The organism is Sphingomonas sp. 3P27F8 (assembly GCF_005502745.1).
GTDB lineage: Bacteria > Pseudomonadota > Alphaproteobacteria > Sphingomonadales > Sphingomonadaceae > Sphingomonas.
The window spans coordinates 1-26,265 of sequence record NZ_SCNL01000018.1; the positions used below are offsets into that span (position 1 = coordinate 1).

The following is a 26,265-nucleotide window of genomic DNA, read 5'->3' on the forward strand; positions in this document are numbered from 1 at the left end:
ATCGTTTCCCGCCCCGCCCAGCAGCAGCGCACCCGCCACCAGCGCGGATGCCTCGATCAGATCGACGCTGACGGTTGTGGCATAGACGATCACCACCGGCAGCGTCGCGATCAGCAGCGCCGCGATCCACCCCGCACGCGCGCCGCCCACCGTGCGCCCGTACAGCGCGGTAACCGTGACCAGCACGATATGGAACAGCACCGCGGTGACGCCGAACGCGGCATATCCGCGCCCGATCACGCTTATCACGCCCGCGAAGGCGAGGATCAGCGGAAAGCGCGTCGACCAGTGATCCGTCCCCGCCGCCGGGGGATGGGTCAGCCACGCCTGCGCGCCCGCGTAATAGAGCGAATCGTCCGACGCGATGAAGCCGACCCAGCCGACCCACAATGCCAGCGCGCCGGTCAGCAAGAGCAGCGCGCACCAGCGCCACGAAGCGGATGGGTTCATCACCGTCATGGGCAGCGCCTAGCGCGCGAGCGGTGGAGATTCGGTTTAAGCGCATCGCGCACCGCCCTTGCCTTTCCGGCGCTTTCCGCTAAGGGACGCCGCTTCCCCGGGCCATGCGGCCTGTGGAACGAGACGACAGCCGGAGGGGCATGGCACGGGGCCATGTCAGCGATCGGCCAACGAAGGAAAGCATATGGCTCTTTACGAGCACGTGTTCCTTGCGCGCCAGGATTTGGCACAGGCGCAGGTGGACGCGCTGGCGGAAGCCGCCACGAAGATCGTCGAGGATCACAACGGCAAGGTCGTGAAGACCGAGACCTGGGGTCTTCGCAGCATCGCCTATCGCATCGCGAAGAATCGCAAGGCGCATTACGTGATGCTCGAAATCGATGCCCCCGGCGATACCGTCGCCGAGCTGGAGCGTCAGAGCCAGATCAACGAAGACATCATCCGCTACATGACCGTCAAGGTCGATGAGCATGAGAACGGCCCGTCCGTGATGATGCGCAAGCAGGAGCGCGATCGTGAGCGTCGCGCAGAGCGTGGTGATCGCGGCGACCGTGGCGATCGGCCGCGTCGCGATCGTGAGGAGGAGCTCGCATAATGGCCCGTCCGTTTTTCCGCCGCCGCAAGAGCTGCCCCTTCTCCGCGAAGGACGCGCCCCGGATCGATTACAAGGATATCCGGCTGCTTCAGGGCTTCGTCTCTGAGCGTGGCAAGATCGTGCCGTCGCGCATCACCAGCGTATCGGCGAAGAAGCAGCGCGAACTCGCTCAGGCGATCAAGCGCGCCCGTCATCTGGGCCTGCTGCCCTACGTCGTTAAGTAAGGAACGCTCACATGGACGTTATTCTGCTTGAGCGCGTCGAGAAGCTCGGCTCGATCGGCGATGTAGTGAAGGTGAAGGACGGCTTCGCCCGTAACTTCCTGCTGCCGAACAAGAAGGCGATGCGCGCCAACGAGGCCAACCGCAAGGTGTTCGAGGCCAACCGCGCCCGCATCGAGGCGGACAACGCGACCCGTCGCACCGACGCCGAGAAGGAAGCCAAGGGCTTCAACGACGTGAAGGTGACGATCATCCGTCAGGCATCGAACACCGGCCAGCTCTACGGCTCGGTCGCGGTGCGTGACATCATCGAGGCGCTGCAGGCCGATGGCCACAAGGTCGCCAAGAGCCAGATCGTGCTCGATCGCCCGATCAAGGCGATCGGCATCTACGAGGTGAAGGTCGCCCTTCATCCGGAAGTGTCGGTGACGGTGAAGGTCAACGTCGCACGCTCGCCCGAAGAGGCCGAGCTGCAGGCGTCGGGCGTCGACGTCGCGGCGCAGATGTTCGAGGAAGGTCGCGACACCGGCGGCTTCACCGAGGACTATGATCCGAATGCCGAGCCGGGCGCCAGCGCCGAGGTTCAGCCGGAGGCGGAGCAGGCGTAACGCCGCTCCCCATCCGCGATACGAAAAGGCCCGCCGGAGCGATCCTCCGGCGGGCCTTTTTCTTTGACAGCGGGCCGCTGTGATCCGGGCGTCGCGGCCTAGTTGGCGCAGGCGTCGTAATATCCCGCGCGGCACGCGGCGACGGCCCTGCGCCAGTCAGCCATCTGCCGTTCATATTGCGCGCGATCGCGGGCGTAGCGATCCATGTCGCGGTCATGATCGCGCGAGGCAGCGTCATATTGCGCCTGATCCGCCGCATAGCCGGCGTCAGCGGTCATGACGCGCTGCCGCACCTCATACCGCAACCCGCGACTCTGGACCTCGGAGCCGGCCTGCACGTTGAGCTGCCGGGTCTGCTCGCTGTCGCGCGCTCTGGCGTCGGCGTTGCGCATCGTCGGATCGCGGGGATCGTCGGCATGTGCCGCCGCGGACAACAACATCATCGCCGTTCCCAGACAGAACAGAACCGTACCCCGCATCGCATCCCCCTCGCGCCGCCGCGACCCAGATCTACCAGCCCAGGCCGGCCGGCCACAAAGCCAATCCGGTGAACTTCCGTCGCCTCATCGCACGCGCAAGGCGGATCATGGCCGGCAAGGCTGGCGATAGTGTCAAGCGTTGTCGTTAATGGTCACTCCACCGTAACGGACTTCGCCAGGTTGCGCGGCTGATCCACGTCCGTCCCCTTCGCTACCGCTACGTGATAGGCGAGCAGCTGCACCGGCACGGCATAGACCAGCGGCGCGATCAGCGGGTGGACCTTGGGCATGGTGATCGTCGCAAGGCATCCCTCGCCCGCCGCCTCGACCCCGTCGTAATCGCTGATCAGCACCACCTTGCCGCCGCGCGCCTGCACCTCCTGCATGTTGCTGACCGTCTTGTCGAACAGCGGGCCACTCGGCGCGATCACGATCACCGGCACATTCTCGTCGATCAGCGCGATCGGGCCGTGCTTCATCTCGCCCGCCGCGTAACCTTCGGCGTGTATGTAGCTGATTTCCTTCAGTTTCAGCGCGCCCTCCAGCGCCAGCGGATAATCCGTTCCGCGCCCCAGATAAAGCACGTCGCGCGCGCCCGCGACCGTCCCCGCCATCGCCTCGATCGCCTCGTCATAGGCGAGCGCGGCGTTCAGCGCGGCGGGCGCTTCGGAGAGGTGCTTGACGATCGCTTTCTCCTCCGCCGGGCTGAGCCGCCCCTTCGCCCGCGCTAGATTGGCGGCAAGCGCGGCCAGCACCGCGAGCTGGCAGGTGAAGGCCTTGGTGGAAGCCACGCCGATCTCCGGCCCGGCGTGGGTCGGCAGCACCAGGTCGGCCTCGCGCGCCATCGAACTGGTCGGCACGTTGACCACTGCCGCGATCGTCTGCCCCTCCGCGCGCGCATGGCGCAGCGCGGCGAGCGTGTCTGCCGTCTCGCCCGACTGGCTGATGACGATCATCAGCCCGCCCTGCTCCATCACCGGCGTGCGGTAACGGAACTCGGATGCCACATCGAGATCCACCGGCACGCGCGCATATTGCTCGAACCAGTATTTCGCGACCATCCCGGCGTAGAAGCTGGTGCCGCAGGCGACGATAGTGACGCGCTTGATCGTGGACAGATCATAATCCGGGATCGGCAGCGTGACGCGATCCTCCATCCGCTGGAGATAGGAGCGCAGCGTCTGGGCGACGACGATCGGCTGCTCGTAAATCTCCTTCTGCATGAAATGGCGATGGTTGCCCTTGTCGATCAGCGCGCCGGTGACGCCGGAGATGGTGATCGCACGCTCGACAGGATTGTTGTCCCGATCGAACACCTGCGCGCCATCGCGGGTGCACACCACCCAGTCGCCCTCGTCGAGATACGCGATGCGCTGGGTGAGCGGGGCAAGCGCCAGTGCGTCCGAGCCGAGATAGGTCTCGCCTTCGCCATAGCCGACCACCAGCGGCGAGCCCAGCCGCGCGCCGATCAGCAGCTCCGGGTGATCGCGGAACAGGATCGCCAGCGCGAAGGCGCCGTGAAGCCGCGGGAGCACCTCGCGCACCGCGTCGGCCGGTGCCATCCCGGCCTCGACCTTCTCGCTGACGAGATGCGCGACCACCTCCGTATCGGTCTCGCTGGTGAAAACCCTGCCGCGCGCGATAAGTTCTTCGCGCAAGGGCTTGAAATTCTCGATAATTCCGTTGTGGACCACGGCGACATGATCGGTTGCGTGCGGATGCGCGTTATTGGTCGTCGGCCCGCCATGCGTCGCCCAGCGCGTATGCGCGATGCCGACATCGCCGGGTAGCGGATGGGCCGCCAGTTCCCGCGCCAGATTGACGAGCTTGCCCGACGCGCGCCGCCGATCGATCGCGCCATCGTGCACCGTCGCGATGCCGGCGGAGTCGTAGCCGCGATATTCCAGCCGCTTCAGCCCGTCGAGAAGCCGGTCGGCAACGTCCTCGGTGCCCAGAATGCCTACGATGCCGCACATGACTGCCTCGATCCGTTAGAGTGTTCGGTATTGGTAGAAGATTGGCGCCTACTTAGTCGTTTTCTTGCGCGCCGCCATCTGTTCCCGGAAGCGCGCGGCCCAGCCCGTCTTCTCCTCCTGCGGCGGGCGGACGAGCGCCAGCGCGTCGGCGCTCACATCGCGTGTCACCACCGCGCCCGCGCCGACGATCGCGCCCGCACCGATCGTCACCGGCGCGACCAGCGCGGAATTGGAGCCGATGAACGCCCCCGCCCCGATGTTCGTGCGATATTTGAAGAAGCCGTCGTAATTGCATGTAATCGTGCCCGCCCCGATATTCGCGCCCGCCCCCACGTCGGCGTCGCCGAGATAGGTCAGATGATTGGCTTTCGCGCCTTCGCCGAGCACCGCCTTCTTCATCTCCACGAAATTGCCGACGCGCGACTTCGCCTCCATCACCGCGCCCGGGCGCAGCCGGGCGTAGGGGCCGACCGAGCAGCCGGCGCCCACCGTCGCGCCCTCCAGATGGCTGAAGGCGTGGATCGTCGCACCCTGCGCGATGCTCACGCCCGGGCCGAACACCACATTCGGCTCGATCGTCACATCGCGCGCGAGCGCCGTGTCATAAGCGAACCAGACGGTTTCGGGCGCGATCAGCGTCACGCCGTCCGCCATCGCCTGTGCCCGCCGCCGTTCCTGCCAGGCGCGCTCCACCGTGGCCAGTTCGGCGCGGCTGTTCACCCCGGCGACTTCGCCCTCGCCGGTTTCGATCACGGCCGACGCACGGCCATCCGTCGCCGCCAGCATCACGATATCCGGCAGATAGAATTCGCCCGCGGCATTGTTGTTATCCACCCGCGCGAGCAACGCGAACAGGTCTTCTCCGCGAACAGCCATCAGGCCCGAATTGCAGAGGGTTACGGTGCGTTCCTCAGCAGACGCATCCTTGAATTCGACCATCTTCGCGATCCGCCCGTCGCCGTCCGCGATGATCCGGCCATAGGCGCCCGCATCGGCCGGGCGGAACCCCAGCACCACCGTGGCGGGCGCATCGTCGGCGTGGAGCCGTTCGAGCATCCGCCGCATCGTATCGGTCGTGACCAGCGGCACGTCGCCATAGAGGATCAGCACGTCGCCCATGAAGTCGCGCAAAGCGGCTTCCGCCTGATGCACGGCATGGCCGGTGCCGAGTTGCTCCGCCTGATGGACCACCTCCGCGCCGAGCGGCACCACCGCCGCCTCCACCTGCTCGCGCCGCGCCCCGACAACGACGGCGGTGCGCGCCGGCTCCAGCGCCGCGACGCTTGCGAGCAGGTGGAGCAGCATCGGCCGCCCGGCAAGCGGATGCAGCACCTTGTGGAGATCGGATTTCATCCGGGTGCCGTTGCCGGCGGCGAGAATGATGGCAGCGATCGGTCTGTCGTTCATGAAGGGCGCTTTCGCATTGGATGCTTGCCATTTCCAGAGTAGTGCTGTCTGGCGCGTGGCTGATGGATGTTTTTCCGTTCACGATTGTCGGTTTCGATCTCGACGGCACGTTGCTTGATACGAGCGCCGATCTTGCCGCCGGGGTCAATCACGCGCTTGGCTCGGTCGGGCGCGCGCCGCTCACGGTGGAGCAGGTGCGCGCGATGATCGGCGGCGGCGGTCGGCATATGCTGTCGCTGGCGCTTGACGCTAGCGGCGGCGGGGACGCGGCGCTGCTCGACCGGCTCTATCCCGCGATGATCGAATTCTATGCCGCGCATATCGCGGTGCATACCACGCCCTTCCCCGGCGCGCTGACGATGCTGGACGGGCTGGCCGCGCGCGGGGTGGCGATCGGGCTGGCCACGAACAAGGCGGAGCCGCTGGCGCGCGCGCTTCTGGATGCGCTCGGCCTCACATGGCGCTTCGCGGCGATCGTCGGCGACGCGGGGAAGCCTTCGCCCGATGGGATCGAGGCGATGATCGCGCGCTGCGGCGGCGGTCGCGCGGCGTTCGTCGGCGATTCGATCTATGATGTCGGCGCGGCGAAGGCGGCGGGGATACCCGCCGTGGCCTGTGCGTTCGGCTTTCTCGACCAGGTCGAAACGCTCGGCGCAAACGCGGTGATCGGGCATTTCGACCAACTGATCCCGGCACTCGAGACGTTATGACCCATCAGGAACGGCTGACTTTCTGGCGGCTGCTGCTCGCATCCGCAACAGCTTTCGCGATCACGATGGCGCTGCTGCCGCACCCGCCGCAACTCGTCAATGTCAACGACAAATGGCAGCATATGGCGGCGTTCGGCACGCTGACGGTGCTGGCGATCCTCGCTTATCCGAAGGCGCCGTTGTGGCGGGTCGGCGAGCGGCTGTCCTTCCTCGGCGCGCTGATCGAGGTGGCGCAGTCGCTGCCGGTGTTGCACCGCGATTGCGACATCATGGATTGGCTGGCGGATACCACGATCATCGTCGGCGTGATCCTCGTGGTCTATCTGTTCAGGCACCTGCGCGGCGATTATTCCTCCTGGCCTTGACCCACAAATGCCGCGCCAGCAGCGCGGGCGGCATCCGCAGCCAGTGCGAACGGACGTAGAAGGCGGCGCGCGTCGCGGGCCGCGTGCCCCTGCCCCACCCGTCACGCGCGAGCAGGCGGCGGCGGGCGGCGGCGTCGAAGATGCCCTCGGCGCGCCGGTCGGAAACCGGCGTGTCGAACAATCGCCGCGCGAGCCGCAACGATCGCGCCACGGCGCGCCCCGCCTGATGCAGCGCCGCGCGGTCGGCGAGCCTGGCCTCGTACCCGGCATCGCGCGCGCAGAATTCACGCACCAGCCGATCGATATCCCACAGATTGCGCAGCCCGCCGGAAAGGTCGCCATCCGCAAACAGATGGAGCGCGGCGTGGACGACGAGATCCTCCGGCGACGGGATCGACAGGCCGTTGCCGAGCGGCTCCGCCGCCGCGACGAGCGCGCCCGCATCCGGGGTGATGCGCGCAGTCGGCGGCAGAATCGTGTGATGCACGTCGATCATCCGATCGCGCTCGCGGTGGATCAGCGGCGGCAGTTCGTGCATCCAGCGGCGATAGTAATTATCGTCATAGGGATCGGGCTTCACCCATTCCCAGCCGGCGTCGAGCAGCGCCGCCTCCGCATCATCCAGCCTTGCACGCGGCACGAGGATATCGAGGTCGCCGATATGCCGGCCTTGCCCCGCATCCAGCCCCGCCGCGACGAAGGCGGTGCCCTTCAGCAAGATGATCGGGAAGCCGGCCGGGGCGAGCGCGCGCCGCGCCATCTCCGCTTCCCACAAGGCCTGCCGCCGCCCCTCCTCGGCGGACTGAATCGCTGCCGCCAGGATCGCGCCCACCTGCTCCGGCACGGGCAGCCCGCGCAGGCGACAGGCGAGCGAGCCGATCAGCAATTCCGCACGCGCGACCGCGATCACCGCGATCCATTGCGGCGGGTCGAGCGCCAGCGCGGTGTCCGGCGCCGCCAGCAAACGGCAGAGCAGCCGTGCCGCCGCGCTCACGCCCAGGCCTCGATCGCGGCGATCGCACTGTCCGCATCGGGATAATCGAGCGCGACCGCCGGCACGCTGCGCACGAAGCGTGTCAGCGCGTCGAAACCGGATTCGCCAAGCGCCACGTAATTGGTCGAAGCCTGCGTAAGCCGCACGAACGCCTCGCCCGCGCCCACCGGCCGCGTGTCCGCCGCGAAGCCGAAGCGGGGAAACACCAGCCGCGCCGGCCGTGCCGGCCGGTCCATCGCCGCGAGCGCCGCCGGATCGGGCACCAGATGCCGGATATCGCCCTTCGGCGTACCCGCGAGCAATGGCCCGAACCGCGCGGCCGGGATCGCCGCCCGCACCACCGCGATAGCCTCATTCTTCAGGCTGACGAGGCGGGGAAAGGCGTGGATCAGCCCGCTATCCGGGTTCACCAGCGCGAATTCATCGCCCATCAGCCGCCAGCCGCGCCCCGAAAGCAGCGCCGCCAGCGTCGATTTCCCCGCGCCCGATTCGCCCGTCAGCACGATGGCGCGCCCGTCGCGCTCCACCGTCGCGGCATGGAGCAGCAGGAAGCGCCGCTCGCCCAGCGCGAGTTGCAGGTTCATCGCCATTTCGGCGGCGAGCAGCCCGTGCGCCAGCGGCAGAGGCGCGGCGTCCGGCAGCATGTAATCCCCCGCGATCGTGACTGACGGCCGCACGAAGCGCCGCCACGGCCGCGCCGCGGAAAGCCGCACGGTGTAATCGGCAATGCCGTCCTCAGGCTGGGGATAATCGGCATAGAGCGCGCGTAACTGAGCGATCGGCGCGCGCCAGTCCGCGCCGACCCGGAACGAGGCCGGGCCGATCCTGACCGGAAAGACGTGCCTCATGCCGCCTCGACCAGCCCGATGCCGACCAGCTCGTCGAGCCGCTCGATCAGCGCGCCGCGCTCGTCGGCGGCGAGACCGAACGCGTCGGCCAATGCGTCGAGCGTCCGCCACTCGCCCGCCATCGCGTCCAGCAGCTCGGGTACGGGCGCGACGACGATGTGCGTGATGCCGGAAGCGCGGTGATAGATCGCGTTCAGATCGTCCAGCGGCGCGATGCGCAGGCCATCCGCAGCCGGCGCGCGATAGCGCGTCGCGGCCATCCTGTTGCTATTTCCGCAGCATCTGAAGCGAGGCGAAGCAGGTGAACCCGGCCGTCCCGCGCTGCAACCGGCCGACATATTTCAGATAGGCGCGGCTGCGCTCGTAATCGACGCCGGGCAGGTTACCGCCCGTCGCCATCGCCCGGCGCACATCCTCGCCATTCAGCGGGCGCACCGGCGGGGCGAAGGCGTTCTTCGTGCCGGCCGCGACGACATTGCCGTTCGCATCGATGAAGCCGCCCGCGCGCGACGGATCCGGCACGGGTATCTCGCAGTTGAGCACCGATCCCGCCGTCTGCGCCAGTGCGGGGCGGATCGACACCACCGCCGCCGCGCCGGCCGCACCGAGCATCAGCGCGCGGCGGCGCGTGGCGCCCTCGATGCGCTTTTCCCCGCCGATCTCGTTTTCGTCGCTCATTGCGCTCCTGTCGCTCTTCGCACTTCCACAATCGGGCCGTCGAGACAAGCCGGCGCGACGAAGCGTATCGCACCGGGACGTTTCGATCCCCTTTATGCCGCGCCGTTTTGGGTGGGTGCGTGCATCCCGGCGATCGGCTAAAGCCGCGCCCGTGCTGGAAGGAATCACGCCTCGCGGCTGGCTGGCGGCCGTCATCGTCGCGGTGACGGCGGTCGTCACCTGGTCGCTGTCGGGAGACTGGCAGGTCGGCATGGTCACGCTCGCCGGGGGGCTGGTGGCGTTGCTCGCCTCGTCGCAGATGCGGGAGGAGCGGCAGGCCGAGGCTGCCGCGCTGGCGCGCGACACCGCCGTCCCCGGCCCCGCGATCGAGGTGGCGATCGATGCGATCCTCGAGCCGGTACTGCTGGTGGAAGGCACGCGGGTGATGCTCGCCAATCGCGCCGCGCGCACGCTGCTGGGCGAGCATGTCGCGGGGGAGGACGTGCGCACCGCGATCCGGCATCCCGCCGCCGCCGCGCATCTGGCCCAGTCGCGCGATGACGAGGCGCTCCCGCCGATCGATCTTGTCGGGCTTGGCGCGCTCAACCAGCGCTGGGAATTGCGCGCCAATGCGATCGGGGGCAACCGCCGCCTCGTCCATCTGCTCGATCGCACCGATGCCCATGCCGCCGAGAAGATGCGCGTCGATTTCGTCGCCAATGCCAGCCACGAGCTGCGCACGCCGCTCGCCTCGATCCTCGGCTATGTCGAAACGCTGGCGGACGAGGCGGGCGAGGATCCCGAGATCCGCGCGCGATTCCTGCGCATCGTGCTGGATGAGGCGCGGCGGATGGACCGGCTGGTCGGCGATCTGATGAGCCTGTCGCGGATCGAGGCGGACAAATTCCGCCAGCCTTCGGATTCGATCGAGTTCGGCCAGCTGATCCGCGATGTCGCCGATACGCTGGCGGCGGCGCACGACGGGCGCGGGCGCGATATCTCGCTTCACGTAACGCCAGGGTTGCCGATGGTGACGGGGGATGCGGTCCAGCTTTCGCAGCTTCTCCACAATCTGATCGGCAACGCGATGAAATACGGCCGGGCCGGAACGCCGATCCGCGTGGAAGCGGCGCCGGCCGGGCGCGGAATGATCCGCCTGGTGGTGGCGGACCGCGGCGAGGGCATCCCGCCGGAGCATCTGCCGCGCCTCACCGAACGCTTCTATCGGGTCGATGCGGGGCGCAGCCGCTCGCTCGGCGGCACCGGGCTGGGGCTCGCCATCGTCAAGCATATCGTGGAGCGGCATCGCGGCCGCTTCGACATCGCCAGCACCGTCGGCGAAGGTACGCGCGTCACGGTGATGCTGCGCGCCGCCGACGCCGCTGTCATATTGGCGTAAACTTAATGTCACACGGCGGCGACGGGAAAGAACGCCGCCGTCCGGGGCGGTTGGGGTTTTGATGATTCGGCGCGTCGCACTGCTTGCCGCACTGTCGCTGTCGCTTGCCGCCTGTCACGATCAGGCGGCGGGCGGCGGGGCCGGCGCGCGCGCGCAGATCAAGGCGGTGGGATCATCGACCGTCTATCCCTTCACCACGATCGTCGCGGAACAGTTCCTCGCGAATACGCCTGACGCCAAGCCGCCGGTGATCGAATCCACCGGCACCGGCGCGGGGATGAAGCTGTTCTGCGCCGGGATCGGCGCGGCCCATCCCGATATCGAGGATGCCTCGCGCCGGATGAAGCGCGCGGAATATCAGGGCTGCGCCCGCAACGGCGCCGGCGAACTGATCGAGATACAGATCGGCATCGACGGCATCGCCTTCGCCGAATCGCGGCGCGGCGCGAAAATGGCGCTCACGCCCGCCGATCTGTATCGCGCGATCGCCGCGACACCGGGCGGGCGGCCCAACAGCGCGCGCACCTGGCGCGATGTGAACCCGGCGCTGCCCGACACGCCGATACGGGTTTACGGGCCGCCATCGACCAGCGGCACCCGCGACGCGCTGGCGGAGCTTATCCTGGCGCGCGGCTGCGAGGCGGTCGATCCGCGCGCTGCGTCGCTGCGGGAGAACGACCCCGCCGCGTTCGCCGTCCTGTGCCAGCGAATCCGCGAGGACGGCGCCTATATCGACGCGGGCGAGAACGACAATCTCATCGTCCAGAAGCTGTCCGCAAACCCCGATGCGATCGGCGTTTTCGGCTACAGCTATCTGGAGGAAAACGCCGGCACGGTGGTCGGCGTGCCGATCGCGGGGGTCGCGCCAAGCTACGCCACGATCGCCGACGGCAGTTATCCCGGTGCGCGACCGCTCTACATCTATGTGAAGAAGGCGCATCTCTCCGCGGTGCCGGGGCTCCGGTCGTTTCTGGCGCAATATGCCAGGCTGTGGGGCGCCGGTGGCCCGCTCGTCCGGCGCGGGCTTATCGCATCGCCGGCAGCGGTGCAGGCGCGATCGGCCGCGATCATTCGCACGTTGACACCGCTTGATCCGCGAGAGCTGAAATGATGCGGGGCGCTGCCTTGTGTCGCCGCTAGCGCTGCTGTTCCTGATCGCCGCGCTCGGCGCGGTCGGCTGGTTCACGTCGCGCGCCCGCGCCGTGCGGTTCCGGCTGGCTACGCCCGGGCGGTTCAGTTCGCTGCCGGGCCATCATGCGGCATATGTCGCGCTGTGGACGATCGGGCCGCCGCTGCTGTTCCTGCTCGTCTGGCGCTTCGTGTCGCCCGCCCTGGTGACGGATGCGGTGCTCGCGACCCCGGCGGCAGGCGCGCTACCGCCGCACGGCTTCGAGCGCGCGTCGATCCTGTCCGAAGCACGCGATCTGGCCCGCGGCCAGGCATATGGCGCGTTTCACACCCTCTCCACGACGCTCGCTCCCGCCTATGCCGCCGCCCAGAAACGCTATGATCTGATCGCGGCGGCGGTCGCGCTGCTGCTGGCCATCGGCACCGGCGTTGTCGCCTTCCTGCGCGTCGCGCCGCGCTTTTCGGCGCGGACGCAGCTGGAGCGGCTGGTGATGGGGTTGCTGCTCGCCGCCTCGCTGATCGCGATCCTGACGACGACGGGGATCGTGGCGAGCCTCCTGATCGAGAGCGCGCGCTTCTTCTCGATCGTGCCCCTCACCGATTTCCTGTTCGGCACGCACTGGTCGCCGCAGGTGATCGATCCGCGCGATCCGGGCGCGTCGCTGGGCGCGGTGCCGCTGTTCTGGGGCACGTTCTTCATCGGCGCGGTGATCGCGATGATCGTCGCGATCCCGTTCGGGCTGATGAGCGCGATCTATCTCACGCAATATGCGCGCCCCGGCACGCGGCGCTGGGTGAAGCCGATGCTGGAGATTCTCGCCGGCGTTCCCACGATCGTCTACGGTTATTTCGCCGCGCTCACCGTCGCGCCGGCCGTGCGCAACCTTGGCGTATCGCTGGGGATCGCCTCGGCCTCATCCGAAAGCGCGCTCGCCGCGGGGCTGGTGATGGGCGTGATGATCATCCCGTTCGTATCCTCGCTCGCCGATGATTCGCTGGCCGCCGTCCCCTCGTCGATGCGCGACGCGAGCCTGGCGCTCGGCGCCACGCCATCCGAAACGATCCGCCAGGTGCTGCTGCCTGCCGCGCTTCCGGGTGTCGTCGGCGGCGTGCTGCTCGCGATCAGCCGCGCGATCGGGGAGACGATGATCGTGGTGATGGCCGCGTCCGGCGTCGCCAGCCTCACGCTCGATCCGTTCGCCAGCACCACCACCGTGACCAAGCAGATCGTCGACCTGCTGACCGGGGAGGCCGAATTCGACAGCGCCAAGACGCTGGCCGCCTTCGCGCTCGGGCTGACGTTGTTCATCGTCACACTGCTGTTCAACATCGTCGCGCTGGTGATCGTGAAGCGCTATCGGGAGGCGTATGAGTAAGGCGCCGCCCGCCGCGCCGACCGACTGGTCGGGCGCCCCGATGCAGCGCCGCATCGCCCGCCGCTATCGCGCGGAGCGCCGTTTCCGGCTGCTGGGGCTTGCGGCGATCGGGGTGTCGGCGGCGTTCCTGGTCTTTCTGCTCGGATCGATGCTGACGCGTGGCATCGGCGGGTTCACCGAAACGCGGATCGCCCTGCCGCTCGATCTGCGCTCCGCCAACCTGGCGATCGATCCCGCGCGCCTGCGCGGGCGCGGCGCGGATCTCGCGCTCACCGGCGCGGGCCTCGAAAGCGCGGTGGATGCCGCCGCCAATGCCGCCTGGCCGAAGCTTGGCGGTGCCGAATTGCTCTCGGACGGCGCGTGGCTTCGCGTGCGCGATGCGGTGAAGGCCGATCCGTCGCTGCTCTCGCGCCGGGCGACGCTGGAGGTGCCGGTCGCCAGCGCGATCGACATCGCCTCCAAGGGCAGCGGCACCGCCGCCGCGGAAGCGACCGTCGCCGCGCTGGGCGATCAGCTGTCGCGCGGATTCAACCGCGATTTCCTCACCGCATCCGATTCCACCGATCCCACCCGCGTCGGCATCTGGGGGGCGCTCAAGGGATCGCTGATGACGATGTTCGTCACCATCGTCCTCTCCTTCCCGGTCGGCGTGCTGGCGGCGCTCTATCTGGAGGAATATGCGCCGCGTAACCGCTGGACCGACCTGATCGAGGTTTCGATCAACAATCTCGCGGCGGTTCCCTCGATCATCTTCGGTCTGCTCGGGCTCGCGGTGTTCCTCGGCACGTTCGGGCTGCCCCGTTCCGCCGCGATCGTCGGCGGCCTGACGCTCGCGCTGATGACCATGCCGGTGATCGTCATCGCCGGGCGCAACGCGATCAAGGCGGTGCCGCCGTCGATCCGCGATGCGGCGCTCGGCGTGGGGGCGTCGCCGGTGCAGGTGGTGTTCCACCATGTGCTCCCGCTCGCGCTGCCCGGCATCCTGACCGGCACGATCATCGGCACCGCGCGTGCCTTGGGGGAAACGGCGCCGCTGCTGATGATCGGGATGCGCGCCTTCATCGCCGCACCGCCGGACAAGCTCACCGATCCGGCCACAGTGCTGCCCGTCCAGGTGTTCCTGTGGTCTGACGAGGTGAACCGCGGCTTCGTGGAGAAAACCTCCGCCGCGATCGTCGTCCTGCTCGTGCTGCTGCTCGCCATGAACAGCCTCGCCATCTACCTCCGCAACAGATTCGAGACCCGCTGGTGATGCGCGACGATAAGCCGCCGAAGATGACCGCCCGTCACGTCAACGTGTCCTATGGCGACAATAACGCGATCGACGATGTTTCGATCGACGTGCCGCAGGATGACGTGACAGCGTTCATCGGCCCGTCCGGCTGCGGCAAATCGACCTTTCTGCGCACGCTGAACCGGATGAACGACACGGTCGCGTCCGCGCGCATCACTGGCGAGATCCGGCTGGACGGCGAGGATATCTACGCCCGCGAGATGGACGTGGTGCAGCTTCGTGCGCGCGTCGGCATGGTGTTCCAGAAGCCGAACCCGTTTCCGAAATCGATCTACGAGAACGTCGCTTACGGCCCGCGCATTCACGGATTGAGCAAGGGCCGATCCGATCTGGACCGGATCGTGGAGGAGTCGCTCGTCCGCGCCGGCCTGTGGCATGAGGTCAAGGACCGGCTGGGCGATTCGGGCACGGTGCTCTCCGGCGGCCAGCAGCAGCGCCTGTGCATCGCGCGCGCGATCGCCGTCGAGCCGGAGGTGATCCTGATGGACGAGCCGTGCAGCGCGCTCGATCCGATCGCCACCGCGCGTATCGAGGAACTGATCCACGAGCTGCGCGGGCGCTACGCGATCGTGATCGTCACGCACAACATGCAGCAGGCCGCGCGCGTCAGTCAGAAGACCGCGTTCTTCCACCTCGGCCAGCTTGTCGAATATGGCGACACGTCGGACATCTTCACCAATCCGCGTGAAGAGCGCACCAAAGACTATATCACCGGCCGGTACGGCTGAGGGAAACCGCGATGGCAACCGGACAAGAACATACCGTCAAGGCCTTCGATCAGGATATCGGCCAGCTTCGCGGGCTGATCGGGGAGATGGGCGGCCTGGCGGAACATGCCATCGCGGATGCGATCGCGGCGCTGCAACGCGGCGATCTTGCACTGGCGGGTCAGGTGCGTGAGCGCGACAAGGCGCTGGATGCGCTGGAGGTCGAGGTGGAGCGCACCGCGGTGCGGATCATCGCGCTGCGCGCCCCGATGGCGAACGATCTGCGCGAGGTGGTCGCCGCGCTCAAGATCGCCGGTGTGGTCGAGCGGATCGGCGATTATGCCAAGAACATCGCCAAGCGCATCCCGATGATCGAAAGCGGGAGCCGGATCGAGCCGATCTCCACCCTGCCCGCGATGGCGAAGATGGCCTCCGGCATGGTGCACGACGTGCTCGACGCCTTCGCCGCGCGCGATGCGGAGGCGGCGCTGGAGATCTGCGCGCGCGACGATGCGCTCGACGATTTCTACGACAGCATCTTCCGCACGCTCGTCACCTACATGGTCGAAAATCCCAAGACGATCAGCCAGGTCGCGCATCTGCTGTTCGTCGCCAAGAACCTGGAACGGATCGGCGATCACGCGACCAACGTCGCCGAGATGGTTTATTTTGCCGCCACCGGCACCCGGCTTGCCGATCGAGAGAAGGTGAACAACTGATGGCCCGCGCCCGTATGCTCCTGGTCGAGGATGATGCCAGCCTCGCGGAATTGTTGATCTGGCATTTCAAGCGCGAGGATTTCGACGTCGCGCATACGATCGACGGCGAAGAAGCGCTGTTGATGGCGAAGGAGCAGGTCCCGGATATCGTGCTGCTCGACTGGATGGTCGAGGGCATTTCCGGGATCGAGGTTTGCCGTCGTCTGCGCCGCGCCGCCGAAACCCAGAACGTGCCGATCATCATGCTCACCGCGCGCGGCGAGGAGGAGGATCGCGTCCGCGGGCTGGAAACGGGCGCGGACGATTATGTCACCAAGCCCTTCTCGCCGCGCGAGCTGGTGGCGCGCGTCGGTGCGGTGCTGCGGCGCGTGCGGCCGGGCCTGGCGGGGGAGGCGTTGAGCTATGCCGATCTCGAAATGGATACGGTCGGCCACAAGGTGCGGCGCGGCGGCGAGGTGATCCCGCTCGGGCCGACGGAATTCCGCCTGCTCAAGCATTTCCTCGAGCATCCCGGCCATGTCTTCTCGCGCGAACGGCTGCTCGACAGCGTGTGGGGGCATGACAGCGATATCGAGAGCCGCACGGTCGACGTGCACATCCGCCGGCTGCGCAAGGCGATCAACGAAGGCGGGCGGCAGGATATCATCCGCACGGTGCGGTCGGCGGGCTATGCGCTGGACTCCGGCGGATAAATTTTCCATCCGCTGTCGAACCGCTAGCGAAACGACGGAGCCAAGTTCGCACTCGCGCGTTGGGCGGGTGCGTATCTAAGACGCGAAGTGCGTTTCCTGACAGGAGAATCCCGCATGAAATCAATCCTTCTGGCAGCCGCAGCGCTGCTCGCCACCCCCGCCATCGCGCAGGATCAGTCCACGATGGCGCCGGCCCCCGCCGATTCCACCGCCACCGCACCGGCTCAGACCGACGCCAACGCCCCGGCCCAGACCGGCACGACCGCGCCGGCCCCGATGGGCGGCATGCAGCCCGCCACGCCGGCGATGCAGGGCACGCCCGCACCCGGCTCTAACGTCGTGTTCAAGCCCGCGCCCGATCCCGCGACGGCATTCCCCCCGCCCGCCCCGCAGGAGAGCTACCCGATCTGCAAGAAGGGCCAGTTCGACAAGTGCCAGCAGGCCGGCTCGGGTGACGGCCACGTGAACAAGGGCGGCGCGGCGCACCATGCGAAGAAGAAGCATGCGCGCAAGGCGGCCGCGGTGAAGAAGACGACCACCACGACCACGACCACGACCACAAAGTAAGCGGTCGTCGCGCGCGGGCGGTTGCGCCCGTTTGAATGATGAGTATGGGAAGGCGCTTCATTCGTTTCGAAGGAGCGCCTTTTCCATGACCATCCGTTTCGAAGACAAGGTAGCGATCGTCACCGGCGCCGGCGGCGGCCTCGGCCGCGAATACGCGCTGGAGCTTGCGCGTCGCGGCGCGAAGGTCGTCGTGAACGATCTCGGCGGCGATCGCACCGGAACGGGCGCTTCCGACGCGGCGCAGAAGGTGGTGGAGGAGATCGAGGCGGCCGGCGGCGCCGCGATCGCCAACGGCGCCAGCGTCACCGAATATGAACAGATGACCGAGATGGTGGCCCGCGCGAAGGAAAAGTGGGGCGGCGTCCATATCCTCATCAACAATGCCGGCGTGCTGCGCGACAAGACCTTCACCAAGATGGAGCCGGCGGATTTCGAATTCGTCGTCAAGGTCCACCTGATCGGATCGGCGATGGCCACGAAGGCGTGCTGGGAAACGTTTCGCGAGCAGAATTACGGCCGTGTGCTGATGACCGCCTCCTCGACGGGCCTGTTCGGCAATTTCGGCCAGGCGAATTACGGCGCGGCCAAGCTGGGCCTCGCCGGGCTGACCAAGACGCTCTATCTCGAAGGCGCGAAGAACAACATCAAGGTCAACACGATCGCGCCGGTGGCCGGCACGCGGATGACCGAGGATCTGTTCCCGGAGGAGGCGTTCAAGGCTTTCTCCCCCGACAAGGTGGTGCCGGCGGCGCTGTTCCTCGTCAGCGAGGATGCGCCGACCAACCAGATCGTCGGCGCGGGCGCGGGCGTGTTCCAGGCGAGCTACGTCACGCTGACGCAGGGCAAGTTGCTGACGGGCGACGACCTGTCCGTCGAAGGCGTGCAGAAATACTGGTCCGAGATCACCGACCGCACCGACGAAATCGTGCCGGATTCCGGCGCGGCGCAATCGATGCTGATCGGCAAGAAACTTGCCGGCGGCTGACATCTGACGCCACCCGCCGCGTCGGCTGTGTGCCGGCGCGGCGGGTGCGTTCTCATCCCTCGACCAGTTTCAGCAGGCGCCGCTCGATCGGCGCGAGCACGGGGCCAAGCTCATGCCCGCGCTTCAGCACGGCGCCGGCTTCGTTCACCAATGCCCACATTCCTTGCCGGTTGCGGAGCGCGGGGCGCTTCTCGATGCGATATTCCGGCCGCTCCGCCGCGCGACGGAACGCCGCGAACACCGCCGCATCGCGCCCCAGATCGATGGCATAATCGCGCCAGTGCCCGGCCGCGACCATCCGCCCGTAAAGATCGAGGATGCGGGTCAATTCCTGCCGCTCGAAGCCCACCTGGCTTGGGCGCCCCTGCCCCGGCGCGATCGGAAACGGGGTGACGATCCCCATCAGGCGCGGGTCGCCGCGCGATCGGTGCCGGCCTGCTCGTCCATCAGCGCATCGAGGCGGCGACGCATCGCCTCCAGCTCACAGCGCAGCGATTCGACCTTCTGGGTCGCCGGATCGAACAATTCGCTGCACGGCGTGCCATAGGGCACGAACTTGGGCGCTTCCGCCTGGCCGCCTTCCACCATCGTGGGGCGGGCGGGGATGCCGACCATCACCGCGCCTTCCGACACATCCTTGGTCACCACGGCGTTCGCGCCGACGCGCGCCCGTCGGCCGACGGTGATCGGGCCGAGCACCTGCGCACCCGATCCGATGATCGCCCCGTCGAGGATCGTGGGATGGCGCTTGCCGGCGATGCCGTTGTCCGGGCTGGTGCCGCCCAGCGTGACGCATTGGTAGATCGTCACATCGTCGCCGATCTCCGCCGTTTCGCCGATCACGACGAAGCCGTGATCGATGAAGAAATTGCGCCCGATCTTCGCGCCGGGATGAATGTCGATCGCGGTCATGAAGCGTGACAGGTGATTGACCACGCGCGCGAGGAAGAAAAACCGCGCCTTGTAGAGCCGGTGCGCGATGCGATGCCATGCCAGCGCCCAGACGCCGGGATAGAGCAATATCTCGAACCGCGAATGTGGCGCCGGATCGCGCGCCCGGATCGAATCGAGATATGCCGCCAGTCGGGCCATGCCGTGTCTTCCCCTAGATGGCGGGAATTTAGGCGCTTGTGCGCATGATTTCCAGCGCTGCGCCGCAACCAGGCGTAATCCGCCGGGTTTGCCTTTTACGGGCCAGGCGTTCAGGGTCGCCGTCTCGCGGGAGAAATGGTTTTGGATCTGACACTTGCCGGCGCCGATATGCTGCTGCCGTTCATTCTCGTCGGCTTTGCGGCGCAACTCGTCGATGGCGCGCTCGGCATGGCGTTTGGCATTATCTGCAACACCCTGCTCGTGGCCGTGATCGGCATGCCGCCGGCGCGGGCATCGGCCAATATCCACATCGTCGAGGTGTTCACCACCGCTGTTTCCGGAATCAGCCATTTCCTGCACGGCAATATCGATCGGCGGCTTTTCCTGCGCCTGCTCATCCCCGGGCTGATCGGCGGGGTGAGCGGCGCCTATCTGCTCAGCAATATCGATGCCGGCGTGGTGAAGCCTTTCGTGCTGGGCTATCTCGTGCTTGTCGGGCTGTATCTGCTGTTTCGCGCGGCGAAACTGCGCGAAATCTCGGCCCGGCCGAAGCTGGTGGAGCCGCTCGGGCTGGTCGGCGGCTTTCTGGATGCGGCCGGCGGCGGTGGATGGGGGCCGGTGGTCACGTCGAACCTGCTGGTCCAGGGGATGCAGCCGCGCCGCGTGGTCGGCACGGTGAACGCGGTCGAGTTCTTCCTCACGGCGGCCGTGTCGGCGACGTTCATCTATCACCTCGGCCTGCGCGATTTCGCTGCCGCCACGCTCGGTTTGCTGATTGGCGGGATCGCCGCCGCGCCGCTTGGCGCGGTGATGGCAAAGCGCATCCCCACGCGGGTGATGCTGGTGCTGGTCGGCGTCGTGCTGACCCTGACGAGCAGCTACGGCGTGTGGCACGCGCTGCGCGGCTGACCGGGCGAGAACCGCCTCGCCCGGCCCGCGCCGATCAGGCGGTGACCGCGTGGACGGTCGCCACGGCCTTCATCACGCTCGCGATCCGCGCGGCGGTCTGGATCGCCTCGGCGGTGACGCCCGCCTTCTTCAACACCTGCTCGTGCGCGTCGATGCACATCCCGCAGCCGTTCATCGCGCTGACCGCCAGGCTGAACAGCTCGAAATCGACCTTGTCGATCCCCGGCGCACCGATCACGTTCATGCGGAGCTTGGCGGGCATCCGCGCATATTCGTCGTTACCGGCAAGGTGGGTGAAGCGATAATAGACGTTGTTCATCGCCATCACCGCCGCCGCCGCGCGCGCCGCGTTCGCCGCTTCGGGCGAGAGCTTGTCGGCGACTTCCGCCTCGGTCGCCTCGACCAGCGGCTTGTGGCCCGAGCCGTGCGCGCAGGCGAGCAGCGTGCCGTATTTGCGCTGATCGTTCAGCACCGTCTCATTGAGCAGCGAGCCGACGTTCAGCCGGATGTCCTTGGCGAAATCGGGCAAGCTGCCCGCGAATTCCTTGAGCGCCATGCTCTGTCTCCTGAAGGCATGAGAAAGGGCGCGAAACCGCGACTGGTCCCGCGCCCCTTCGACAGTCCGGCGGTTACGCCGCGATCTTGAGGACGTCGTCGCCCTTGTTCCAGTTGCACGGGCACAGCTCGTCGGTCTGCAGCGCATCGAGGACGCGCAGCGTTTCCGCCGGGTTGCGGCCGACGTTCAGCCCGTTGACCTGCACCGCCTGGATCACATTGTCCGGATCGACGATGAAGGTGGCGCGGAACGCAACATGCTCGTTCCTGTCGAGGATGCCCAGCGCCTCGGCCAGCTTCGCGCCGTTATCCGCCAGCCACGGAAAGTCGGCCGCGGCGAGATCGGCGTCGGACTTGCGCCATGCCAGGTGCACGTGCGCGGTATCGGTGGAGGCGCCGATCAGCACCGCGTCACGATCCGCGAAATCTTCCTTGAGCTGGGCGTAGCCGACGATCTCCGTCGGGCAGACGAAGGTGAAATCCTTCGGCCAGTAGAACAGCACCTTCCACTTGCCCGGATAGGCGGTGGTGAGATCCAGCGTCTCGCCGGCGGGGAGCGCGTCGGTGCCCTGCTGGACGGGAACGGTAAGGGCGGGGAACTTGTCGCCGATGGTCAGCATGTGGTGTTGGCCTCTCTGGTTGGAATCCGGGCCTTCCGCACATCCTCATCCTGATTGTTACGCGGGCGATCCGATCGCCTCTCTCGCAGACACCGATATAGGCCTTCGCCTGATCGATCCAATAGGCTATTCCGCACGCCTCAATCGATAGAGGCGATCAGTGGCCCAGACCTACCTTCCCACGCTGAAGCAGCTTCAGTATCTGATCGCGCTCAAGGATCATGGCCATTTCGGCCGGGCGGCGGAGAGTTGCTTCGTCACGCAATCGACGCTCTCGGCGGGCCTTCGCGAGCTTGAGGCGCTGATCGGGGTGACGCTGGTGGAGCGTACGCGCCGCGTGGTGCGCTTCACGCCGCTTGGCGAGCGGATCGCCACCAAGGCGCGCACGGTGCTGCGCGAGGCGGAGGAACTGGGCGACATGGCGCGCGCTGCTGGACGGCCGCTATCGGGCGAGATGCGGATGAGCGTGATCCCCACGATCGCCCCGTTCCTTTTGCCCCATATCCTGCCCCGGCTGCGCGCGGACTATCCCGATCTCAAGCTGTTCCTGCGGGAGGAGCCGAGCGCCGCCGCGTGCGAATCGCTGCACAACGGGCGGGCGGATTGCGTGCTGCTCGCGCTGCCCTATGCCTGCGGCGACGTGGCGACGCAGGCGCTGTTCGACGATCGGCTGTTCCTCGCCTTCCCCGATGGCGAGTTGCCCGGCCTCGCCACGCCGATCGCCGCCCGCGATATCGACGAGACGCGGCTGCTGCTGCTCGAAGACGGCCACTGCCTGAAGGAACACGCCCTTGCCGCATGCAATCGCCCGGAATTGCGCGCGGAGGCGCAGATGCTGGGCACCTCGCTGCACACGATCGTGCAGATGGTGGACAATAATCTCGGCGTGACGATGCTGCCGGAGATGGCGCTGAAAGCCGGTATCCTCGATCATACCAGCATTCGCGCCCGGCCGCTGGCCGGCGATCATCCGGTGCGGACGATTGCGCTCGCCTGGCGCCGCGCCTCGCCGCGCGAACGCGATTTCCTGCTGCTGGCCGAGGTGCTGGCGGAGCATCGCTGACCGGCGCTGTCAGCCGATCAGGGGCGGCGCCATCTGTCCGCCGCGTTCGTGTCGCCCTCGCGCTGCTCCACCCAGCGGGCGCTTTCCCCGCGCCGCTCGCGCTTCCAGAACGGCGCATCGGTTTTCAGCCGATCGATCAGGAAGGCGCATGCCTCCAGCGCGGCGCCGCGATGCGGCGCGCAGGTGCCGACGAACACGATCCGCTCCCCGGGCCGCATCGGGCCGACGCGGTGGACGATCGACGCCGCGGCGAGGCTCCAGCGCGCGACCGCTTCCTCCGCGAGCCGCGTCAGCGCCGCCTCGGTGGCGCCGGGATAATGTTCGAGCATCAGTTCCTCGACGCCATCATCCGCGCGGACCACCCCGGTGAAGGTCGCGACCGCCCCGCCCTGCTCGACGCGCTCGTGCTCGGCGGCAAGATCGATCGGCACGGGCGAAACGCGGACGTGGATCATCCGCCCGTCACCGGGGGAAACAGCGCGATCTCGCGCGCGCCCGCGATGCCCGCCTCGAACGGCACGAATGCCTGATCGACCGCCGCCCGCAGCTTGCCGCGATCGGAAAAGGCGGCGGCATGCCCGGGGCTGCGATGCGCCAGCCACTCGACCAGCGCGGCAACCGTCTCCACGCCGGCGGGCGGATCGATCAGCTCTTCGCCCACGCCGATCTGCTCGCGGATCCAGGCGAAATACAGGACGCGCATCAATCCATGTGCTTCAGGCCGACGCGCAGGTAATCCCAGCCCGTCACGATCGTCAGCGCCGCCGCGCCCCACAATGCGATGAGGCCGACCAGTTTCACCCATGCTTCGCCGGGAAGCGCCCCGGCAAGGATCAGCGCGCCCAGCGCCACCAGTTGCAGCGCCGTCTTCCATTTCGCCAGCCGCGAGACGGGCACGGAAACCTGAAGCTGCGCCAGAAATTCGCGCAGGCCCGATACGGCGATCTCGCGCAGCAGGATGATGCTGGCGGCGATCACGTGAATGCCGAAGATATCGCGCGTCGCGACCAGCATCACGATCACCGCGGCCACCATGATCTTGTCCGCGATCGGATCGAGGAAGATGCCCAGCCGCGAAACCGCGCCCTGCGCGCGCGCGAGATAGCCGTCGAAATAATCGGTGATGCCCATCAGGCAATAAAGCCCGAAGGCCAGCCAGTAGCCCGCCGTCCACGCCGGCCACCACAGGCACGCGACGAGCAATGGCACCGCGACGATCCGCGAAAGGGTGAGCAGATTCGGCACGGTCAGCATCGCGACGGGATTTAGGCCCGGCGGCGCGGCATCGCAACGGCCAGCGGCGTCACGCGCGCGTCATATCAATCCCACAGGCATGTTTAGCGGTTGGCGTCGGTCCCCACGCTGGGCTATGCCCCGCTCGTAATCCAGCCACAGCGGGGCTTATCAAGCGTTATGATCAATGCCCTCGGGCTTCTGAAGCGTCGACGTTTCCTGCCGCTTTTCTCCACGCAGTTCCTGGGGGCGTTCAACGACAACCTGTTCAAAACGGCGATGGTGTTGTTCGCCACCTATGAGATTTTCGCCGATCCGCGCCAGGAAAGCTTCTTCAATGCGCTCGCCGCCGCGCTGTTCATCATCCCGTTCTTCCTGCTGTCCGCGCTCGCGGGGCAGATCGCCGACACGACGGACAAGGCGCGGATCATCCGTTATGTGAAGGTCGCGGAATTCGGCATCATGGCGGTGGGCAGCGCGGGGCTGCTGCTCGCGCGTGCGGGCATCCCCACGCTGCCGGTGATATTGATGCTCACGGCGGTGACGGGGCTTGGCGTCCATTCCACCTTCTTCGGCCCGATCAAATACGCGATCCTGCCGCAGCATCTTTCGGAGGATGACGTGCTCGGCGGCACCGGCCTTGTCGAGGCGGGCACCTATCTCTCGATCCTGATGGGCACCGTGCTCGCCGGGTTCATCTATCATTCGGTGGTGCTGGTGGCAGTGTTGACCTTCGCGGTCGCGCTGGCTGGGTATCTCACCGCGCGGCAGGTGCCGCCCGCGCCCCGGCTCGGGCCGCCGCTGACGATCGATTACAATCCGTTCCGCGCCTCGTGGCGGCTGATCGGCGGGACAATGCATATCCCGCGCCTGTTCCTGGCGATCTGCGCGATCAGCTTCTTCTGGACGATCGGGTCGGTGCTGGTGGTGATCTTCCCGCCGCTGGTGAAGAACCTGCTGACGTCGAATGCCAGCGTCGCCAGCCTGGTGCTGGGGATCTTCTCGATCGGCGTCGCGATCGGATCGGTCGTCATCAATCTGATGCTGCGCGGCCATATCTCCGCGAAATACTCTCCCGCTTCGGTGATCGCGATGGCGGGCGCGGTGCTCGCTTTCTGGTTCTCGCTGCGCGGCTGGCAGCCGGCGCCCGCGGGCACGCTCTATGGCGTCGCGGATTTCATCCATCATCCGGGCGCGGCGTTCGTGCTATTATCTCTCGTAGGCGTAGCCGTCTTCGGCGGCATGTTCGTCGTGCCGCTATACGCTTTCCTTACCACCACAGTGCCCAAGGATCAGACCGCTCGCACCGTGGCTGCAAATAACGTCGTCAACGCAGGAGCGATGACGATTGGCTCTGTATTAGTCGCGATGCTGACTGCGCTGGGCGTGACCGCGAACGATCTTCTGCTGGCGATCGTGGTTATGTGTTTCATATCGGCATGGCTTGCACAAAAGCTGCACCTAGCCTGTGACTAACGGGCGCTAACTGATCTGCACCCAGGTCGGCGCGTGATCGCTGGCTTTTTCGTAGCCGCGGTAATAGCGGTCGACGCCCGCATCGACCAGCCGATCGGCGACTGCAGGGCTGAGCAGCAGGTGATCGATGCGGAAGCCATGATCCTGCCGCCACGCGCCGGCCTGATAATCCCAGAACGTCCAGATGCCGCCCCTCGGATGACGCGTGCGAACCGCATCCGTCCACCCCTGCGCGAGGAGCGCGCGATAGGCCGAGCGGCTTTCCGGCTGCATCAGCGCATCGCTGGCCATGGCACGCACCGAGAACACGTCGTCGTCATTGGGGATCACGTTGTAATCGCCCGCCAGCACCGCCGGCATCTCCTCCGCCAGCAGCGCCCGCGCGCGCGTCGCCAGCCGCTCCATCCACCGCAGCTTGTAATCGAATTTCGGCCCCGGCCGCGGATTGCCATTGGGGAGATAGATCGACGCGACGACCAGCCCGCCAACCTCACATTCCAGATAGCGGCTGTGCTCGTCCTCCGGCTCACCCGCCAGCCCGCGCTGGCGCTCGACCGGATCGGCGCCGCGCGCAAGCACCGCAACGCCATTGAACCCCTTCTGCCCATGCCAAAGCGCGCCATAGCCGGCCGCGCGGATATCGGCCTCGGGAAAGGTTTCGTCGCTCGATTTCAGTTCCTGAAGGCAGACGACATCGGGCTTCTGCTCGCTGAGATATTCGATCAGGCGCGGCAGGCGCGCCTTGATGCCGTTCACATTATAGGTGACGATCTTCACGCGCGATCAGACCGAGAAGCTGGTGCCGCAACCGCAACCGGAGGCGGCGTTCGGGTTCTCGACCTTGAACGCCGCGCCGCCCAGCGACTCGACATAATCGACCGACGCGCCGCGCACGAGATCGAGGCTGACGTCATCCACCACCAGCCTTACGCCATCGGTTTCCGCGATCGCATCACCATCTTCCGGCGCGTCGGCAAACCCGAAGCGATACTGGAAACCGGAACACCCGCCCCCCTCCACCGAAAGCCGCAGGATCGCAGGCTTTCCCTGTTTAGCCGCGATAGCCGCGACGCGCGCGGCCGCAGACGGAGTGAGCGCGATATCGGATGCGATGCTTGCCATAGCAGCGAG

Annotated in this window: 34 protein-coding genes; 17 read left to right on the forward strand and 17 right to left on the reverse strand. The window is 67.1% G+C overall.

Features of this window, described 5'->3' with window-relative positions:
• Positions 1 to 459 (reverse strand): hypothetical protein (locus FFS35_RS17035; RefSeq protein ID WP_137788091.1); only part of this gene is annotated, 459 nt, incomplete at its 3' end.
• 184 nt (positions 460 to 643) lie between these two features.
• Between FFS35_RS17035 and rpsF the strand changes: the two genes are divergently transcribed.
• Genes rpsF through rplI form a run of 3 tightly spaced genes read left to right on the forward strand, consistent with a single transcriptional unit; the run spans position 644 to position 1,883 of the window.
• Complete coding sequence (rpsF, locus tag FFS35_RS17040; protein WP_137788092.1) at positions 644 to 1,054, forward strand: 30S ribosomal protein S6; 411 nt, start codon at positions 644 to 646, stop codon at positions 1,052 to 1,054.
• Positions 1,054 to 1,278, forward strand: coding sequence for a 30S ribosomal protein S18 (gene rpsR / locus FFS35_RS17045; protein ID WP_137788093.1), 225 nt, complete (start codon positions 1,054 to 1,056; stop codon positions 1,276 to 1,278). The genes rpsF and rpsR overlap by 1 nt, the downstream gene beginning before the upstream one ends.
• Positions 1,279 to 1,289: 11 nt before the next feature.
• Complete coding sequence (rplI, locus tag FFS35_RS17050) at positions 1,290 to 1,883, forward strand: 50S ribosomal protein L9 (RefSeq protein ID WP_137788094.1); 594 nt, start codon at positions 1,290 to 1,292, stop codon at positions 1,881 to 1,883.
• A 98-nt stretch (positions 1,884 to 1,981) separates the two neighbouring features.
• Here the strand turns inward: rplI and FFS35_RS17055 are convergent, their stop codons facing one another.
• The 3 genes from FFS35_RS17055 to glmU form a co-directional block, all read right to left on the reverse strand.
• On the reverse strand, positions 1,982 to 2,362 hold the full coding sequence (locus FFS35_RS17055) for a hypothetical protein (protein WP_137788095.1): 381 nt from the start codon (positions 2,360 to 2,362) through the stop codon (positions 1,982 to 1,984).
• A 152-nt stretch (positions 2,363 to 2,514) separates the two neighbouring features.
• Positions 2,515 to 4,338, reverse strand: a complete 1,824-nt coding sequence (gene glmS / locus FFS35_RS17060) for a glutamine--fructose-6-phosphate transaminase (isomerizing) (protein ID WP_137788096.1) — start codon at positions 4,336 to 4,338, stop codon at positions 2,515 to 2,517.
• 48 nt (positions 4,339 to 4,386) lie between these two features.
• Complete coding sequence (glmU, locus tag FFS35_RS17065; RefSeq protein WP_137788097.1) at positions 4,387 to 5,745, reverse strand: bifunctional UDP-N-acetylglucosamine diphosphorylase/glucosamine-1-phosphate N-acetyltransferase GlmU; 1,359 nt, start codon at positions 5,743 to 5,745, stop codon at positions 4,387 to 4,389.
• A 62-nt stretch (positions 5,746 to 5,807) separates the two neighbouring features.
• On the opposite strand from glmU, the gene FFS35_RS17070 reads away from it, so the two are divergent.
• Together FFS35_RS17070 and FFS35_RS17075 are read left to right on the forward strand one after the other, a co-directional pair.
• Positions 5,808 to 6,455 (forward strand): HAD-IA family hydrolase, encoded by a 648-nt coding sequence (locus tag FFS35_RS17070; RefSeq protein ID WP_137788158.1) that lies wholly within the window; start codon positions 5,808 to 5,810, stop codon positions 6,453 to 6,455.
• Positions 6,452 to 6,820, forward strand: a complete 369-nt coding sequence (locus FFS35_RS17075; RefSeq protein ID WP_137788098.1) for a hypothetical protein — start codon at positions 6,452 to 6,454, stop codon at positions 6,818 to 6,820. Before FFS35_RS17070 ends, FFS35_RS17075 begins: the two co-directional genes overlap by 4 nt.
• On the opposite strand, the gene FFS35_RS17080 is transcribed toward FFS35_RS17075, so the two are convergent.
• From FFS35_RS17080 to FFS35_RS17095, 4 genes are read right to left on the reverse strand one after another with little or no spacing between them, the layout of a single operon-like run.
• Positions 6,783 to 7,814, reverse strand: coding sequence for a nucleotidyltransferase family protein (locus FFS35_RS17080; protein WP_249341711.1), 1,032 nt, complete (start codon positions 7,812 to 7,814; stop codon positions 6,783 to 6,785). The two genes, FFS35_RS17075 and FFS35_RS17080, sit on opposite strands and share 38 nt — an antisense overlap.
• On the reverse strand, positions 7,811 to 8,662 hold the full coding sequence (locus tag FFS35_RS17085) for an HprK-related kinase A (RefSeq protein WP_137788099.1): 852 nt from the start codon (positions 8,660 to 8,662) through the stop codon (positions 7,811 to 7,813). Before FFS35_RS17085 ends, FFS35_RS17080 begins: the two co-directional genes overlap by 4 nt.
• A complete protein-coding gene (locus FFS35_RS17090) occupies positions 8,659 to 8,922 on the reverse strand; it encodes an HPr-rel-A system PqqD family peptide chaperone (RefSeq protein WP_137788100.1) in 264 nt (87 codons plus the stop codon). The genes FFS35_RS17085 and FFS35_RS17090 overlap by 4 nt, the downstream gene beginning before the upstream one ends.
• Before the next feature lie 7 nt (positions 8,923 to 8,929).
• Positions 8,930 to 9,340, reverse strand: a complete 411-nt coding sequence (locus FFS35_RS17095) for a hypothetical protein (protein ID WP_137788101.1) — start codon at positions 9,338 to 9,340, stop codon at positions 8,930 to 8,932.
• A gap of 151 nt (positions 9,341 to 9,491) precedes the next feature.
• Between FFS35_RS17095 and FFS35_RS17100 the strand changes: the two genes are divergently transcribed.
• From FFS35_RS17100 to FFS35_RS17140, 9 genes are all read left to right on the forward strand, one after another.
• Positions 9,492 to 10,718: an ATP-binding protein gene (locus tag FFS35_RS17100; protein ID WP_249341712.1), complete on the forward strand. Its 1,227-nt coding sequence runs from the start codon at positions 9,492 to 9,494 to the stop codon at positions 10,716 to 10,718.
• Positions 10,719 to 10,779: 61 nt separating this feature from the next.
• Positions 10,780 to 11,829 carry a substrate-binding domain-containing protein gene (locus FFS35_RS17105; RefSeq protein ID WP_137788103.1) on the forward strand — a complete coding sequence of 350 codons (1,050 nt, stop codon included), beginning with the start codon at positions 10,780 to 10,782 and terminating at the stop codon, positions 11,827 to 11,829.
• 16 nt (positions 11,830 to 11,845) lie between these two features.
• Positions 11,846 to 13,222 (forward strand): phosphate ABC transporter permease subunit PstC, encoded by a 1,377-nt coding sequence (gene pstC / locus FFS35_RS17110; protein WP_137788104.1) that lies wholly within the window; start codon positions 11,846 to 11,848, stop codon positions 13,220 to 13,222.
• The gene (pstA, locus tag FFS35_RS17115) at positions 13,215 to 14,474 is read left to right on the forward strand and encodes a phosphate ABC transporter permease PstA (protein ID WP_249341713.1); all 1,260 of its coding nucleotides are present in this window, start codon (positions 13,215 to 13,217) and stop codon (positions 14,472 to 14,474) included. Before pstC ends, pstA begins: the two co-directional genes overlap by 8 nt.
• A complete protein-coding gene (gene pstB, locus FFS35_RS17120; protein ID WP_137788161.1) occupies positions 14,474 to 15,244 on the forward strand; it encodes a phosphate ABC transporter ATP-binding protein PstB in 771 nt (256 codons plus the stop codon). The genes pstA and pstB overlap by 1 nt, the downstream gene beginning before the upstream one ends.
• 11 nt (positions 15,245 to 15,255) lie before the next feature.
• Complete coding sequence (phoU, locus tag FFS35_RS17125) at positions 15,256 to 15,942, forward strand: phosphate signaling complex protein PhoU (RefSeq protein ID WP_137788105.1); 687 nt, start codon at positions 15,256 to 15,258, stop codon at positions 15,940 to 15,942.
• Positions 15,942 to 16,634: a phosphate regulon transcriptional regulator PhoB gene (gene phoB / locus FFS35_RS17130; protein ID WP_137788106.1), complete on the forward strand. Its 693-nt coding sequence runs from the start codon at positions 15,942 to 15,944 to the stop codon at positions 16,632 to 16,634. Before phoU ends, phoB begins: the two co-directional genes overlap by 1 nt.
• Positions 16,635 to 16,748: 114 nt before the next feature.
• Positions 16,749 to 17,201, forward strand: coding sequence for a hypothetical protein (locus FFS35_RS17135; protein WP_212742229.1), 453 nt, complete (start codon positions 16,749 to 16,751; stop codon positions 17,199 to 17,201).
• Between the two features lie 85 nt (positions 17,202 to 17,286).
• Positions 17,287 to 18,186 carry an SDR family NAD(P)-dependent oxidoreductase gene (locus tag FFS35_RS17140; RefSeq protein ID WP_137788107.1) on the forward strand — a complete coding sequence of 300 codons (900 nt, stop codon included), beginning with the start codon at positions 17,287 to 17,289 and terminating at the stop codon, positions 18,184 to 18,186.
• Positions 18,187 to 18,238: 52 nt separating this feature from the next.
• On the opposite strand, the gene FFS35_RS17145 is transcribed toward FFS35_RS17140, so the two are convergent.
• Entirely contained in the window at positions 18,239 to 18,589 is a 351-nt protein-coding gene (locus FFS35_RS17145) for a DUF2794 domain-containing protein (RefSeq protein WP_137788108.1), read from the reverse strand.
• On the reverse strand, positions 18,589 to 19,278 hold the full coding sequence (gene epsC / locus FFS35_RS17150; RefSeq protein WP_137788109.1) for a serine O-acetyltransferase EpsC: 690 nt from the start codon (positions 19,276 to 19,278) through the stop codon (positions 18,589 to 18,591). The genes FFS35_RS17145 and epsC overlap by 1 nt, the downstream gene beginning before the upstream one ends.
• A 135-nt stretch (positions 19,279 to 19,413) precedes the next feature.
• On the opposite strand from epsC, the gene FFS35_RS17155 reads away from it, so the two are divergent.
• Positions 19,414 to 20,187: a sulfite exporter TauE/SafE family protein gene (locus FFS35_RS17155; RefSeq protein ID WP_137788110.1), complete on the forward strand. Its 774-nt coding sequence runs from the start codon at positions 19,414 to 19,416 to the stop codon at positions 20,185 to 20,187.
• 34 nt (positions 20,188 to 20,221) lie between these two features.
• Here the strand turns inward: FFS35_RS17155 and FFS35_RS17160 are convergent, their stop codons facing one another.
• Both FFS35_RS17160 and FFS35_RS17165 read right to left on the reverse strand, forming a co-directional pair.
• The gene (locus FFS35_RS17160; RefSeq protein WP_137788111.1) at positions 20,222 to 20,743 is read right to left on the reverse strand and encodes a carboxymuconolactone decarboxylase family protein; all 522 of its coding nucleotides are present in this window, start codon (positions 20,741 to 20,743) and stop codon (positions 20,222 to 20,224) included.
• A gap of 73 nt (positions 20,744 to 20,816) precedes the next feature.
• Complete coding sequence (locus FFS35_RS17165) at positions 20,817 to 21,362, reverse strand: peroxiredoxin (protein ID WP_137788112.1); 546 nt, start codon at positions 21,360 to 21,362, stop codon at positions 20,817 to 20,819.
• A 160-nt stretch (positions 21,363 to 21,522) separates the two neighbouring features.
• Here FFS35_RS17165 and FFS35_RS17170 point away from each other — a divergent pair, with 160 nt between their 5' ends.
• Complete coding sequence (locus tag FFS35_RS17170) at positions 21,523 to 22,425, forward strand: hydrogen peroxide-inducible genes activator (RefSeq protein WP_137788113.1); 903 nt, start codon at positions 21,523 to 21,525, stop codon at positions 22,423 to 22,425.
• A 17-nt stretch (positions 22,426 to 22,442) separates the two neighbouring features.
• Here the strand turns inward: FFS35_RS17170 and FFS35_RS17175 are convergent, their stop codons facing one another.
• The 3 genes from FFS35_RS17175 to pgsA are packed head-to-tail and all read right to left on the reverse strand — an operon-like array spanning position 22,443 to position 23,679.
• The gene (locus tag FFS35_RS17175; RefSeq protein ID WP_137788114.1) at positions 22,443 to 22,880 is read right to left on the reverse strand and encodes a molybdenum cofactor biosynthesis protein MoaE; all 438 of its coding nucleotides are present in this window, start codon (positions 22,878 to 22,880) and stop codon (positions 22,443 to 22,445) included.
• Positions 22,877 to 23,128 carry a molybdopterin converting factor subunit 1 gene (gene moaD / locus FFS35_RS17180; RefSeq protein ID WP_137788115.1) on the reverse strand — a complete coding sequence of 84 codons (252 nt, stop codon included), beginning with the start codon at positions 23,126 to 23,128 and terminating at the stop codon, positions 22,877 to 22,879. The genes FFS35_RS17175 and moaD overlap by 4 nt, the downstream gene beginning before the upstream one ends.
• Positions 23,128 to 23,679: a CDP-diacylglycerol--glycerol-3-phosphate 3-phosphatidyltransferase gene (pgsA, locus tag FFS35_RS17185; protein WP_137788116.1), complete on the reverse strand. Its 552-nt coding sequence runs from the start codon at positions 23,677 to 23,679 to the stop codon at positions 23,128 to 23,130. The genes moaD and pgsA overlap by 1 nt, the downstream gene beginning before the upstream one ends.
• A 159-nt stretch (positions 23,680 to 23,838) precedes the next feature.
• On the opposite strand from pgsA, the gene FFS35_RS17190 reads away from it, so the two are divergent.
• Entirely contained in the window at positions 23,839 to 25,134 is a 1,296-nt protein-coding gene (locus FFS35_RS17190; RefSeq protein WP_137788117.1) for an MFS transporter, read from the forward strand.
• 6 nt (positions 25,135 to 25,140) lie between these two features.
• Here the strand turns inward: FFS35_RS17190 and xth are convergent, their stop codons facing one another.
• Both xth and erpA read right to left on the reverse strand, forming a co-directional pair.
• Positions 25,141 to 25,911 carry an exodeoxyribonuclease III gene (xth, locus tag FFS35_RS17195; RefSeq protein ID WP_137788118.1) on the reverse strand — a complete coding sequence of 257 codons (771 nt, stop codon included), beginning with the start codon at positions 25,909 to 25,911 and terminating at the stop codon, positions 25,141 to 25,143.
• A 6-nt stretch (positions 25,912 to 25,917) separates the two neighbouring features.
• A complete protein-coding gene (erpA, locus tag FFS35_RS17200; protein WP_137788119.1) occupies positions 25,918 to 26,256 on the reverse strand; it encodes an iron-sulfur cluster insertion protein ErpA in 339 nt (112 codons plus the stop codon).
• Positions 26,257 to 26,265: the final 9 nt, after the last annotated feature.